11 protein-coding genes are annotated in these 14,111 nt (G+C 61.7%); 5 read left to right on the top strand and 6 right to left on the bottom strand.

Annotated features, from left to right (window positions below):
* Positions 1-79 precede the first annotated feature (79 nt).
* From AB4N91_RS28900 to pilG, 6 genes are all read right to left on the bottom strand, one after another.
* Entirely contained in the window at positions 80-535 is a 456-nt protein-coding gene (locus AB4N91_RS28900) for a chemotaxis protein CheW (RefSeq protein ID WP_010466875.1), read from the bottom strand.
* Entirely contained in the window at positions 528-6,428 is a 5,901-nt protein-coding gene (locus AB4N91_RS28895) for an Hpt domain-containing protein (RefSeq protein WP_460111977.1), read from the bottom strand. The genes AB4N91_RS28900 and AB4N91_RS28895 overlap by 8 nt, the downstream gene beginning before the upstream one ends.
* A gap of 52 nt (positions 6,429-6,480) precedes the next feature.
* Complete coding sequence (locus AB4N91_RS28890) at positions 6,481-8,538, bottom strand: methyl-accepting chemotaxis protein (protein WP_010466865.1); 2,058 nt, start codon at positions 8,536-8,538, stop codon at positions 6,481-6,483.
* Positions 8,539-8,685: 147 nt separating this feature from the next.
* The gene (locus AB4N91_RS28885; protein ID WP_010466863.1) at positions 8,686-9,225 is read right to left on the bottom strand and encodes a chemotaxis protein CheW; all 540 of its coding nucleotides are present in this window, start codon (positions 9,223-9,225) and stop codon (positions 8,686-8,688) included.
* A 10-nt stretch (positions 9,226-9,235) separates the two neighbouring features.
* On the bottom strand, positions 9,236-9,601 hold the full coding sequence (gene pilH / locus AB4N91_RS28880; protein WP_008068134.1) for a twitching motility response regulator PilH: 366 nt from the start codon (positions 9,599-9,601) through the stop codon (positions 9,236-9,238).
* A gap of 57 nt (positions 9,602-9,658) precedes the next feature.
* Positions 9,659-10,063, bottom strand: coding sequence for a twitching motility response regulator PilG (pilG, locus tag AB4N91_RS28875; RefSeq protein WP_010466861.1), 405 nt, complete (start codon positions 10,061-10,063; stop codon positions 9,659-9,661).
* Between the two features lie 235 nt (positions 10,064-10,298).
* On the opposite strand from pilG, the gene gshB reads away from it, so the two are divergent.
* The 5 genes from gshB to pyrR all read left to right on the top strand — a co-directional run bounded on the left by gshB (position 10,299) and on the right by pyrR (position 14,084).
* Positions 10,299-11,270, top strand: a complete 972-nt coding sequence (gene gshB / locus AB4N91_RS28870; RefSeq protein WP_010466860.1) for a glutathione synthase — start codon at positions 10,299-10,301, stop codon at positions 11,268-11,270.
* Between the two features lie 106 nt (positions 11,271-11,376).
* Positions 11,377-12,276, top strand: coding sequence for an energy transducer TonB (locus AB4N91_RS28865; protein ID WP_083375545.1), 900 nt, complete (start codon positions 11,377-11,379; stop codon positions 12,274-12,276).
* Positions 12,277-12,490: 214 nt separating this feature from the next.
* On the top strand, positions 12,491-13,063 hold the full coding sequence (locus AB4N91_RS28860; RefSeq protein WP_077747229.1) for a YqgE/AlgH family protein: 573 nt from the start codon (positions 12,491-12,493) through the stop codon (positions 13,061-13,063).
* Positions 13,063-13,500: a Holliday junction resolvase RuvX gene (ruvX, locus tag AB4N91_RS28855; RefSeq protein ID WP_005792259.1), complete on the top strand. Its 438-nt coding sequence runs from the start codon at positions 13,063-13,065 to the stop codon at positions 13,498-13,500. The genes AB4N91_RS28860 and ruvX overlap by 1 nt, the downstream gene beginning before the upstream one ends.
* A gap of 80 nt (positions 13,501-13,580) precedes the next feature.
* The gene (gene pyrR, locus AB4N91_RS28850; RefSeq protein ID WP_460111976.1) at positions 13,581-14,084 is read left to right on the top strand and encodes a bifunctional pyr operon transcriptional regulator/uracil phosphoribosyltransferase PyrR; all 504 of its coding nucleotides are present in this window, start codon (positions 13,581-13,583) and stop codon (positions 14,082-14,084) included.
* Positions 14,085-14,111 lie beyond the last annotated feature (27 nt).

Genomic DNA, 14,111 nt, shown 5'->3' with positions numbered 1-14,111 from the left:
CCGCCTTCGCGGGCAAGCCTCGCTCCTACAGGTTTGGCGCAGTCCTTGTAGGAGCGAGGCTTGCCCGCGAAGGGGCCCGTCAGACTAGCCCGGCACTTACCAACAACTCCTCCAGCGCCAGCAAATCAGGCACCTTGGCCACTTGCTCCCCCACCTGCACCGCCGCCTGCTCCAGCGGACACAACGGCACATCGACGTAACTCAACTGACTGTCGAGCTTGTACGACCGCGGAATCCCCTGAACCAACAGCGCAATGAACTTCAACTCTGGCCGCCCACCCAGTGCATTGAGAATCACGATCCGCGCACGCTCACCGATGACGGTTTTATTGCCGCACGCCGATTCGAAACTCAGCAACGGAATCTGCCGGTCCCGCCACGTCACCAACCCCAGGTACCACGGCGGTGTGTCCAGATCGAACGCCCCCGGTTGATAGTCAATCAACTCCGCCACCGCCACGTTGGGCAGAATCAGGTTGCGGTCAGCCAGGGGCAGCAGCAGGCCGGTGAGATTGCTGGTGCGATGCTCAAGCATGGGTTTTGCTCCACAACGCGATGCTGTCGAGCAGCACCGATTCCTGGTACGGCTTGCCGAGGTAGTCGTTGACGCCGATGGCCATGGCGCGGTCGCGGTGTTTCTGGCCGGTGCGGGAGGTGATCATGATGATCGGTAAATGCTGCAAACGTTCGTCGCTGCGCACCTGGGTCGCCACTTCGAAGCCGTCCATGCGCGGCATTTCGATGTCGAGCAGCATAACGTCGGGCATATGTTCTTCGAGCAGCAGCATGGCGTCGACCCCATCCTTGGCAGTCAGCACGTTCATGCCGTGACGTTCGAGCAGGCGGCTGGTGACCTTGCGCACGGTGACCGAATCGTCGACCACCAGCACCAGCAGCGGTTTATGCGGCTCGACCTCAACGTCCTGTGTCGCCGACTGTTGCGGCACTCGGGCCTGCATGGCGCGGATCGGCGCCAGCAAATCGAGAATCAGCACCACCCGGCCATCGCCCAGAATCGTCGCCCCGGATAACCCCTGCACCGACGCAAATTGCGGGCCGAGGCTTTTGACCACGATCTCCCGCGTGCCGGCCGTGGAATCCACCTGCACGGCGATGTGCCGCTCGTTGCATTGCACCAGCAACACTGGCAGCGGCAGGCTCTGGCCCAACAGTTTCGGGCGGGTGCTGGTTTTCAGCAGCTCGCCCAGATAACACAGTTCATAACGCTGCCCGGCGTATTCATAGGTCGGCGGATCGAGCCGGTAATGCCCTTCGAGCTCGTTGGGCAGCACGCGAACGATGCCGTCGATGGTGTTCAGCGGGATCGCGTATTGATCCTCCAGACACTGCACCATCAGCGCGCGGTTGACCGACACGGTGAACGGGAGGCGAATCCGAAAGTGCACGCCCTGCCCCGGTGTCGAGTCGATGACCATGGTGCCACCGAGCTGCCGGACTTCTTCGTGAACCACGTCCATGCCCACGCCACGCCCGGAAATCTGAGTGATTTTCTCGGCGGTGGAGAACCCCGGTTGCAGGATGAATTGCAGCACATCGCGGTCGCTGACCTCGGCGTCCGGGGCCAGCAAGCCGCGCTTGATCGCCTTGCGCCGCACCGCGTCCAGCGGCACGCCTGCGCCGTCGTCGCGGATGTCGAAAATCATGTCGCCGCCCTCGCGGGACAGGTCGAGAGTGATTCGTCCCTGGGCCGGTTTGCCGGCCGCAATACGCACCTCGGCCGATTCCAGGCCGTGGTCCACGGCGTTGCGCAGCATGTGTTCCAGCGGCGCCGCCATGCGCTCAAGCACGTTGCGATCCATCTCGCCTTCGGCGTTGCCGACCACGAACTCAACGTCTTTACCCAGTTCACTGGAGACCTGGCGGACGATGCGCCTCAAGCGCGGCAGCATGCGCTCGAACGGCACCATGCGCGTGCGCATCAGGCCTTCCTGCAATTCGGTGTTGATGCGGCCCTGCTGTTGCAGCAGGTTTTCCGCATCCTGATTGCGTCGATCGAGGGTTTCCTTGAGGTCGAGCAGGTCGGAGGCGGATTCGAACAGCGCCCGCGACAACTGCTGCAACTGCGAGTGACGGTCCATTTCCAGCGGATCAAACTCCTCGTAGCCCAGACGTTCCGCTTCGACTTGCTGGCGGCTGAGAATCCGTCCCTGGGTTTCGGTGTCGAGCCGTCGCAACTGATCGCGCATCCGCTCGATGGTGGTTTCCATCTCGCTCAGGGCCACCCGCGCATCGTTGACCTGTTGCTCGATACGGCCACGGAAGATCGAGGTTTCACCGGCCAGGTTGACCAGATCGTCGAGCAGTTCTGCCGAGACCTTGACCATGTCGACGCCCACTTCGGCTTGCGCCACCGGGGCGTCGGGTTTCGGCGTGGCGGGCACGATCACCGGCGTATCAAGAACAGCGGGATGGCTGAAGTTCTTGATCGCGTCGATCAACCGATCAGCCGGCGGCAAGGGCTGGCCGGCGCGGGCGGCGTCGAGCATTTGCGCCAGTCGGTCATGACTGCTTTGCAGCAGGGCGAACAGCGCCGGGGTCGGTTGCAGCACGCCAGCGGACAGACCTTCGTAGAGAAATTCCAGCTCATGGGCGAGGTCGCCGATGGGGGCAATTTCCACCATCCGCGCACCACCCTTGAGCGTGTGCAGGTCGCGCAGCAGGGTTTCCACTTCCTGACGGTTCGATGGTTCGGCTTGCCAGCGCACCAGCGCCGCGCCGGAGTTTTCGATGATGTCGAAACCTTCCTCAAGGAAGATCTCCAGCAGCTCGGGGTCATGCCCCGGCGAGTCATTGGCCGGCGCAGGTTCCGCCACTTCGGCGGTGTTGGCATTGCCTTGACGGAACTCGCGAATCGCCTCGATCAGCTCGCTCGGGGCACCCAGGGTGTGCTGGTTTTTCAGCTGTTCGAGCAACACCGCGAGCCGGTCATGGCTCTGTTGCAGCAACTGCGCAAGGGTTTCGCTGTAGCTGTAACGGTGGTCCACCAGGCCTTCGTAAAGACTTTCCAATTCATGGGCCAGGTCGCCGACCGGCTCGACCTCGGCCATCCGCGCGCCGCCCTTGAGAGTATGCAAGTCCCGCTGCAAGGACGACAGCGGCGCGGCGTTGTCCGGGTCGTTCAGCCAGCGCTGCAAGGCCTGGCCAGCACTCTCGAGAATATCCACCGCTTCTTCGAGAAAGATCGAAACGATCTCATCGTCCAGCTCGACCTGAGTCGCAGTCTGTTCCAGTTCTGCGGTGGCGCTGCCCAGTTCGCGGATGCTCAGGGTGCGGCTGCCATCGCTGCGGATCAGGCCCATGGACGATGGATCAAGGCTTTCATCGAGCAGGCCGCGCAAGGCCCGGATGCGTTCCGGTTGCGGGCTGACTTCCTGGCCGGCGGCCAGTTCGTCGAGCATATTGATCAGCGCTTCGTGGGCACTTTGCGCCTCGTGGAAAAACCGGTCGCTGACTGCCAGGCTGCTCTCTTCCACCGCGCCGTACAGGTCGAGCAACGCTTCGCACAATTCATCCACCGGATGCAGATCGGCGAGGTGCGCGCCTTCGCCCAAGGTGGTCAATTCGTCCAGCAACGCGCTGAGTTCCTGGCGCTCGCCGGGGTGCTGCTGCCAGCGCTGCAACAGGCTTTCGGCGTCCAGCAGGATGTCCATGCCCTGGGCCAGGAAGTTGTTGATCAGTTGCGGATCACGCTTGATTCGCAGCGCGGTGTTCGGCGCTTTCAACAGCGCATCCAGACGCTCAGCGAGCAGCGCCTTGGTGCGCTCGATCAGTAAATCGGCATCCGGTATTTCGGCCAGCGGATCAGTCTTGAGTTGCCGCAGCCCGAGACGGAACAGACCTTCGGCTTCCAGCAGCAGTTCGACTTCGTCGAGGTCGAGGGCGATCAGGTGCGCTTTGTATTCGCGGGCCAGTTGATCCAGCGGCGTCGCCAGCTCGGCGATCGGCAATACGCCGGCCATCGAGGCGCTGCCCTTCAAGGTATGCAACGCCCGCTGCAACTCGTCGCTGGCTTGCAGCGGCACGTGCTCGGCGGCTTGATCGAGGAAACGGTTGAGGCTGGCGAGATGGGTCTCGGCTTCCTTGCGGAAGATCTCCAGCAACAGCGGATCGAGGGCCGCGACGTCCTGGGTGTCCTCATCGCTGGCGGGCGTATCGCCCTTGGCGAGGGCATGGGCGCGAGCGGCCAGTTGGTCGACCTGGTTGCACTGGCGCTGGGCATTGGCGGCAAACTCGGCCACCAGTTGCGGCAGCAGTTCCAGTGCATCGAGGAGCAATTGTTGCACTGCCGCCCCAGGCGCAACGCTGCGCTCCAGCACGCGGTTGAGCAGGTTTTCCACCGCCCACGCCAGCTCGCCCAGCACCAGCGCACGGACCATCCGGCCACTGCCTTTCAAGGTGTGGAAAGCCCGGCGCAATTCACTCAACGCGGCGTTATCGTCCGGGTTGGCCGTCCAGCGCGGCAAGTACTCCCGGAGGATTTCCAGGACTTCATCGGTTTCTTCGAGGAAGACTTCCCGCAGCTCTTCGTCCACCGGTTCTTCGCCGGCGGGCGGTGGCAGCAAGCTGCCCGGGATGGTCAGCGCCGGCGGATTGACCGAAGACACCGGGCTGGCCAGGACATCGGCCAGCGACTGCACGGTATCGGGGTCATCGAGTTCTTGCAGGTCCTGCATCACCTGGGCTTCACTCGGGCTCAGCACATCCTCAAGCATCGGCACCTGTTGTTCACTGGGGAAAAACCCAAGGGACGCCAGGCTCTTTTCCGCCACGTCGAGCAGTTGTTCACCGGGTGCCTCGGGGTCGTCGCTGAGACGCTCCAGGTAATACTCGATGCTGGTGATAACGTCGGCCAGGCTGTCCAGTTCCTGCCAGCCGGGCTGGCCCGGGTCCAGCAGCAGATGCTCGCGAATGAAGTGGTTGCAGGCTTCGATCAGGCTCGCCGCACGACCCAACGGAATCATCGACAGCGCACCGCGTACCTGGGTCAGCAACGCCGGCAAGGCCTGCAAATGCTGGCGATCCCAGTCGGCGTCGATGTAGTCGACGATCATGTCCTTGGCCTGTTGCAGGCAGATGCGCGCTTCCTTGATCACGATCTGGTGGATCTGCGTCAGATCGGTGGTCGGCAGGTGGCTTTCTTCCTGGCTCTCCGGCTCTACGGTGCCGACCATGCCGGCCAGCGTCGCTTCGACGTAGAGCAAGGCCCCGGCAACGTCCATGAGAATGGCGTCGTTGGGTTCACGCTGGCCCTGGGCGAGGCTCAGCACCACCGCCAGTTGATCGATGATGACTTTGCGCGGCTGGCCGAAACCCAACACCGCCAGGGTGTCGGCGATTTGCCGCAACGGCGCCAGCAGGGTTTCGAGGTCCGAGGTGTGCTGGCGGTCGCTGCGCACAAACAGGTCCAGGCGTTCCTTGACCCGCACCAGCTCTTCACACAGCGCGGCCAGCACCGAGCGCATGGCGTCACGGTCCGGTCCGGCCAGGCGGGCGCGTTCTTCGTCGACCATTGCGCTGTCAGGCAGCGCGTCGTCCAGTGAGTAACGATCTTTCATGGTCAGCATCTGCCCGGTGGGATGTTCGGCCTTGGCAATGTAGAACAGCAAACTCTTGAGCAACTCCGGCGGTGCCGGCTGATTGATGCCGCGTATGCCCTGTTCGAGCAAGCGCTTGAGTTCTTTGTCGGCGTCCTTGAACAGGCTGCGCAGCGCCGGGCTGTTGGCAATCGAGCCGCCGCGCATGCCTTCGACCAGCGCCGAGGCGACTTGCCACAACGGGCTCAAAGGCGCGTTGCCGCACAGTCCTTCCAGGCGTGAAAAAACCTTGGTCAGATAGCCAAGGTTAGTCTCGTCATCCTGCTCGCGCAGCAACCCGACCAACGCCATTTGCAGCATCTGCCGCAACTTGCGCAGCACATTGGCAAAATCCGCCGGTTCCAGCAGGGCCAGCGATTCTTCGTCCAACACCGGCAGGTCGAGCAATTGCGGGCTGAACAGGCTGGTTTCCGACAACAGGCTTTCGCCCCGGGCACTGCGTAAATCGTTGATCAGCGGCAGCACCACCAAGGGCAGGTCACGGCGCGCGCCTTGCACCCGGTCGAGGTAGATCGGCAGTTGCCCGAGGGCTTGCAACAGCAGATGAAGCGCCTCGTCGCGATGGTTGATGCGGTCTTGCTGCAAGGCGGTGGCCAGGTGTTCCATTTCTTCGGCGAGCAGGGCCGCGCCGTAGAATTCGACCATCTGCAAACTGCCGTGGACCTGATGGATGCACGCCAGGCAATCGCTCAGGGCGTGCGTCGCCTGGGGATCATCAAGCAGGGTTTCGATCGCTTGATGAGCCACTTTCAGCGTTTCGGCAATCTCGCCTTTGACCCACTCGAGGGCCACATAGTCGTGCCGATCACCCATAACCACTCCAAATCACTGCTCTACTCAAAAAACCCGAACGCCTGCGGGCGCTTCACACTTTATCCGCCGCCTGCGCCTTGGCCGCCGGCAAGGTAAAACCGGACACCGAGCGCCGCAGCTGACTGGCCATTTTCGCCAGGTTGCCAATGCTTTCGGCGGTGGCGGTCGAGCCCGACGAAGTCTGCGTGGTGATCTGCTGGATCACGTTCATGGTCAGGGAAATCTGACCGGCTGAAGACGTCTGCTGCTGCGCAGCGTTGGAAATACTCTGGATCAGCGCCGCCAGGGTCTTCGATACCCCTTCGATTTCTTCCAGGGCCACACCGGCATCCTGCGCCAGACGCGCGCCGCGCACCACTTCGGTGGTGGTCTGTTCCATGGAAATCACGGCTTCGTTGGTGTCGGTCTGGATCGCTCGCACCAGGGTTTCGATCTGCCGGGTAGCGGCGGACGAACGCTCGGCCAGACGCTGCACTTCATCGGCCACCACTGCAAAACCGCGCCCGGCATCACCGGCCATCGAGGCCTGGATCGCCGCGTTGAGCGCAAGGATGTTGGTCTGATCGGCAATGTCATCGATCAGGCTGACAATGTCGCCGATTTCCTGAGAGGACTCGCCCAGACGCTTGATGCGCTTGGCAGTGTCCTGGATCTGCTCGCGAATGTTGTCCATGCCGTGGATGGTGTTGTGCACCACCTCGTTGCCCTTGTTGGCGATTTCCACCGAACGTTCCGCCACCGCCGAGGACTCGGCAGCGTTGGCGGAGACTTGGTCGATGGACTGGGCCATGTCGTTGATCGCGGTGGAGGCTTCGCTGATCTGTTGCGCCTGATGTTCCGACGCCTGGGCCAGGTGCATGGCGGTGGCCTGGGTTTCCTGCACGGCGGCGGCGACCTGGCCGGCGGTGAGGTTGATGGTCGCCACCAGGTCGCGCAGTTGATCGACGGAATAGTTGATCGAGTCGGCGATGGTGCCGGTGAAGTCTTCGGTCACCGAGGCCGTCACGGTGAGGTCGCCGTCGGCGAGGTCTTCGATCTCGTCGAGCAGGCGCATGATCGCGGTCTGGTTGCGCTCGTTCTTCTCGGCGGTTTCGCGCAGCTGGCGGTTGGTTTCGCGAACCATCACCAGGCCGATAAGGATGATCGACATCAGCGCCAACAGGCCCAGCACGTAGCCGCCAATGGTGTCGGTGTCGCGCCCACCGGCAAGGTTTTCGAACCCGCTGGCCAGGTGCGAGGCTTCGTCGAGCAGGGTCTGTGACAAGGTGAAGATGTTGGTCGCCGATTCGCGAACCTTGAACAGCTCCGGCGAGGTTTCGAGGATTTCATCCACAGAGCCGGAAACGAATTCGAACAGCTCGGAAATCTCGGTCAAGCGGGCCCGCGCATCGCGGTCTTCGACCTGGCTGACCCGCAGCGACGTATTGCCCTGGAGCATGCCATTGAGTACCTGGCCGAATCGGGCAGCGTCGCGACCGAACGCGTCGGCGGCCTGTTGTGAATTTTCATCGCCGGACAGCACGGTGTTCACCGCGCCCAGGATGCGTTCGGCCAGCAGCGACTGACGCTGGGCCATGGCCACCTGAGCGGCTGGCGCGCCGCGCTGCAAGAGGATTTCGACGACTTTTTCGTATTCGACCTGCAACTGCGGCACGGTTTCGGCCAGCGTCGCGGCGACCTGATGCAGCGAGAGTACGGTCTGCTCGCTGGAGAGGATGGCGTCGGTGTTTTTCAGCAGCCGTTCCCAGTCCAGCTGAACGGCGCGCATTTCCGGGCGCACGGCGGACGGCGCTGGCGGCAGGCCGGTGGCCGGGTCGCCCTTCTTCAAGTAACCCCAGCGTTGGGCGAAGTCGTTGCGTGCATCGCTCAGCAGCTTGAACGCTGCCGCCTTGCCGGCAGCGGCTTCGGTGGCGTTTTTGGCGATGCGTTGGGACAGCACGCGCAGTTCGCCGGCGTGGCCGATGTACTGTTTGTCATACGTGGCTTGCGTGTTGAGGTAAGCGAAGTTGGCAAACAGCAGCATGATGAAGATGATCAGCGCGATGAACAGCACGATGATCTGCGAGCGGCTGCGCGATCCTTCTGGCTTGCCTGTTTTTGTTTTTATCATCGGTCCTCGCCTGTACTGCCTGATTCAACGACGCCCTTGCAAGAGCGAGGCTTGCCCGCGAAGCAGGCGCTACGGTCTTACGGGAACACCGCGTTTTCGTTCTTCGCGGGCAAGCCTCGCTCCTGCAGGATTGGGGCGTCGCCTTGATTACAGCGCTACATGCATAAAGCTTTGCGACTGCGCCAGCGTAAACGGGCTGAATATTTGCCACGTCTGCTCACGCTGAAACCGGCCCTGGACGAACGCGGCAATCGGCCCGTGCAGATCGGCCATCGACACCGGTTCCAGACTGTCCTGGGCAAAGTGCTGCAAGCCGAAGACTTCGTCGACCATCAACCCGGCAAACACTTCACCGTGCTCCACCACCAACACCCGCCGCTGTTTGCGCAGGGTCGACTGCTCATGTCCGAAGAAGCTGCACAAATCCATGATCGGCAGCAATCGTCCGCGCAAGTTGGCCACACCCTTGACCCAGGGTTTGACGCCCGGCAATTGGGTGAAACGCGGTTCGTGCAGGACCTCGCTGACTTCGCCCATGGGCGCGACGTACCAGTTTTCGCCCAAGCGAAAGCCGATGCCGCTCCAGCGGTCCTGTCGGGTTGGCTGGGATGGCAGATCCGCCGCCAGCAGACGACAGCGCTGGTCAATCTGCAGCAGCAGTTCGAAAGCCGTCAGCGACTCGGTCATGGCCGGACGATCAACCGGCCAGCACGTTGTTCAGGGTTTTGATCAGGGTCTCTTCGTCGACCGGTTTGGTCAGGTAATCCTTGGCGCCCTGGCGTGTGCCCCAGACTTTGTCGGTTTCCTGATCCTTGGTGGTGATGATGATCACCGGGATATGCCCGGTTTCCGGGTCTTTGGTCAACTGGCGGGTCGCCTGGAAACCGTTGAGGCCGGGCATGACGATGTCCATGAGCACCGCGTCGGGTTTTTCCTGACGGGCCAGGGCCACGCCGTCGGCGCCGTTTTCGGCTTTCAACACTTCATGACCGTGCTTTTCCAGCATGCCGGTCAGTTTGTACATTTCGGTCGGCGAATCATCGACGATCAGAATACGTGCCATGGTCTTCCCCATTCTTGTCAACGCCGGGCCCGCTGGCCGAGCGTCACTGTGCGTGTCCTACTGCGGCAAAACGGCGGCGAAGCCCGGTACATGGGCCTGGATCGCGTTCAGCAGTTCTTCCTTGCTGAAAGGCTTGGTCAAAAACTGGTCGGAGCCGACGATGCGCCCCTTGGCCTTGTCGAACAGCCCGTCCTTGGACGACAGCATAATCACTGGCGTGGACTTGAACGCACTGTGGTTCTTGATCAACGCGCAGGTCTGATAGCCATCCAGGCGCGGCATCATGATGTCGACAAAGATGATGCCGGGATGGTTATCGGCAATCTTGGCCAGGGCATCGAAACCATCGATGGCCGTGATGACTTCACAACCCACGTTTTTCAACAGCGTTTCGGCGGTACGACGAATCGTCTTCGAATCGTCGATCACCATGACCTTCAAGGCGCTGGAATGCTGTTCCATAAATGCTCTACCGTCGCCTTTGCGAATCAAATTGTCCGTTTACGGACCTTCGGTGGCTCGAAACCCTTGATGTTCAAGGGCCAGCACGACATGGCAGCCTTTTTAGCACAGTCTCCAACACCAATCTATCGGGCGACTGACACGGTGGTTTTTCCTTGACCGGGAACACACTGGGCGCCAATCTGACGCCACTTTTTCGTGTCCATCCGGACCACCCCAATTCGAGGAAAAACCCATGAGCGTTCGCGTCGGGATTGTCATGGACCCTATTGCCAGCATCTCCTATAAAAAGGATAGCTCGCTGGCCATGCTGCTGGCCGCACAGAAGCGCGGCTGGGAACTGTTCTATATGGAACAGAGCGATTTGTACCAGGCCGAAGGTGAAGCCCGAGCGCGGATGCGTCCGCTGAAAGTCTTCGCCAACCCGGAAAAATGGTTCGAACTGGAAGCCGAGACCGACGCGCTGCTGAGCGATCTTGACGTGATACTGATGCGCAAGGATCCGCCATTCGACATGGAGTTCGTCTACTCCACGTACCTGCTGGAGCAAGCCGAGCGCGCTGGCGTGCTGGTGGTCAACAAGCCGCAAAGCCTGCGTGACTGCAACGAAAAGCTGTTCGCCACGCTGTTCCCGCAGTGCACGCCGCCGACCATCGTCAGCCGTCGCCCGGACGTGCTGCGCGAGTTCGCCGATCACCACGGCGATGTGATCCTCAAGCCGCTGGACGGCATGGGCGGCTCGTCGATCTTCCGTCACACCGTCGGCCACCCGAACCTGTCGGTGATCCTCGAAACCCTGACCTTGCATGGCAAGCAGCAGATCATGATCCAGGGTTACTTGCCGGCAATCATCGATGGCGACAAACGCATCCTGATGATCGACGGCGAACCCGTGGATTACTGCCTGGCACGGATCCCGGCCGCCGGTGAAACCCGTGGCAACCTGGCGGCCGGCGGTCGTGGCGAAGCCCGCCCGTTGACCGACAAGGATCGCTGGATCGCTGCTCAGGTCGGCCCGACCCTGCGTGAGAAAGGCCTGCTGTTCGTGGGTCTGGACGTGATTGGTGAGCACCTCACCGAAATCAACGTCACCAGCCCGACCTGCATTCGCGAGATTGATAATGCGTTTGGCACCGACATCGGCGGCATGCTGATGGATGCCATAGAGAAGCAGCTGCAAGCTTCAAGCCGCAAGCCGCAAGCTTGAAGCTGACGCCCTACAGCTTGTCGCTTGATACTTGTAGCTTGAAGCTAAAAACCAACATTGCGTTATCATGCCGAGCCCGTAAAAACGCGATGTTGGTTTTTTTGTCATGACACTTCCGTCCGATCTGCCCCCTGAACTCGCCCATCGTGGCGTGCGCCCGGCCGATCGCCTCGGATTTACCCTGTTTCTAGCGGCGCTGATTCACCTGGCCTTGCTGTTGGGCGTCGGGTTCACGATGGTCGAACCCAAGCAGATCAGCAAAACCCTGGAAATCACCCTCGCCACCTTCAAAAGCGAAAAGAAGCCTGCGAAAGCTGATTTCCTTGCCCAGGAAAATCAGGAAGGCAGCGGCACCCTGGATAAAAAGGCGATTCCCAAGACCACCGAGGTCGCGCCCTTCCAGGACAACAAGGTGCAGAAAGTCACGCCACCGCCGGCCGCCAAGCCGCCAGTGCCGGAAGCCGCGCCCAAGGCTGCCGTGACCACGGTCGCGCCGAAGCCGAAAAAAGCCCCGGCCAAGAACGAAGAGATCAAGCCGATAACCAAGCCTGCGGTGGCGGCGCCGACGTTCGACACTGAACAGCTGTCCAGCGACATCGCCAGCCTGGAAGCGGAACTGGCCAACGAACAACAGCTGTACGCCAAGCGCCCACGCATCCACCGCCTGAGCGCTGCTTCGACCATGAAAGACAAGGGCGCCTGGTATAAGGACGAATGGCGCAAGAAGGTCGAGCGCATCGGCAACTTGAATTACCCCGACGAAGCGCGACGCAAGCAGATCTACGGCAATTTGCGCCTGATGGTCTCGATCAACCGCGATGGCTCGCTGTATGAAGTGCTGGTGCTGGAATCCTCCGGGCAACCGCTGCTGGATCAGGCGGCGCAGCGGATTGTGCGGCTGGCGGCACCGTTTTCACCGTTTACCGGGGATTTGTCGGACATTGATCGGCTGGAGATCATCCGCACGTGGAAATTCGCCCGTGGGGACCGGTTGTCCAGTAATTGATCAATTGATTTGGGTGATTGAGCCGGCGCCTTCGCGTGCAAGCCTCGCGTCTACAGGTCATGCGCCACTTTTGCGGTACATACCGAACCTGTAGGAGCGAGGCTTGCCCGCGAAGAGGCCCTCAAGCAAAACCCGGATCAAAAGACACCCGCCCAGGCATTTCCTGTGCATCCCCAGCTTGTCAGTTCGCCCCTCCAACGCCACACTAGCGCTCATGAAGAACGTCAGCCCCAGCTACCTCAAGCATCACTTCCTGATCGCCATGCCTCACATGGCCGACCCGAACTTTGCGCACACCTTGACCTACATCGTCGAGCATACGGCCAATGGTGCCATGGGGCTGGTGGTCAACCGCCCGCAAGACCTGAATCTGGCCGATATCCTCGAGCAATTGCGCCCCGACATCGAACCGCCGGTGCTCTGCCAGCATGTGCCGATCTTCATCGGCGGCCCGGTGCAGACCGACCGTGGTTTTGTCCTGCACCCTTCGGGCAAGACCTTCCAGGCGACCGTTGATCTGGAAGGCGATCTTTCCTTGTCCACCTCCCAGGACGTGCTGTTCGCCATCGCTGACGGTGTCGGCCCGGCCAAAAGCGTCATTGCCCTCGGTTACGCTGGCTGGGAAGCCGGACAGCTTGAAGCCGAACTGGCGCAGAACGCCTGGCTGACCTGTCCGTTTGACGCCGACATCCTGTTCAACACCAGCAGCGAACTGCGCCTGGATGCAGCGGCCAAGCACCTCGGGGTCAATCTCAGCCTGCTGACCAGCCAGGCGGGCCACGCCTGATGGCTCTGCGACTGATTCTGGGTTTTGACTACGGCACCAAACAGATCGGCGTTGCGGTCGGCCAGGTGATTACCGGTCAGGCCCGCGAGCTGTGCACCTTGAAGGCGCAAAACGGTATTCCCGACTGGAACCAGGTCGAAGCCCTCATTAAAGAGTGGAAGCCCGACGCCGTGGTCGTCGGCCTGCCCCTGAACATGGACGGCACGCCGAGCGACATGTGCCTGCGCGCGGAGAAATTCGCCCGCCGCCTCAATGGCCGCTACAACCTGCCCTTCTATACGCACGACGAACGCCTGACCACCTTCGAAGCCAAGGGCGAGCGGCGTGATCGCGGCGGGCAAAAAGGCAGTTACCGCGACAACCCGGTCGACGCCATCGCCGCCGCCCTGCTGTTGCAAGGCTGGCTCGACGAAAACACCGCACTGTTCGAATCCTGAAGCGCCGTCACAGCGTCTCTCTTAGCTAGAACCCGAGCCAAACCCCGCACGCACCGGCTCGGGCCCAAGAAGGAGCAACCATGAGCCTGCCCAATCCCGCCGAACTGATCAGCCAGATGGCGATCCGTCTCAAGGCACATCTGGAACACCGTGGCATCAGCGAACCGCGTTACATCGGCATTCGTACCGGCGGCGTCTGGGTCGCCCAGGCGTTGCTCGATGAACTGGGCAGCGATTCGCCCCTCGGCACCCTGGACGTGTCCTTCTACCGCGACGATTTCAGCCAGAACGGCCTGCACCCGCAAGTGCGCCCGTCCGCCCTGCCGTTCGAAATCGAAGGCCAGCACCTGGTGCTGATCGACGACGTGTTGATGAGCGGTCGAACCATCCGCGCCGCCATGAATGAACTGTTCGACTACGGCCGCCCGGCCAGCGTGACGCTGGTGTGCCTGCTGGACCTGGACGCCGGCGAGTTGCCGGTCCGCCCGAACGTGGTCGGTGCGACGCTGACGCTTGCGGCCCACGAGCGGGTAAAGCTGTCCGGCCCGGAGCTCAAGCTCGAACTGCAAGACCTCGCCCTTTAATCCGCCCTATTGAGAGTCCCCCTCGCG

This window comes from Pseudomonas sp. H3_D04, assembly GCF_054669175.1.
Note: the sequence above shows the minus strand (reverse complement) of the source record. Positions and strands in the feature narration are given on the sequence as shown.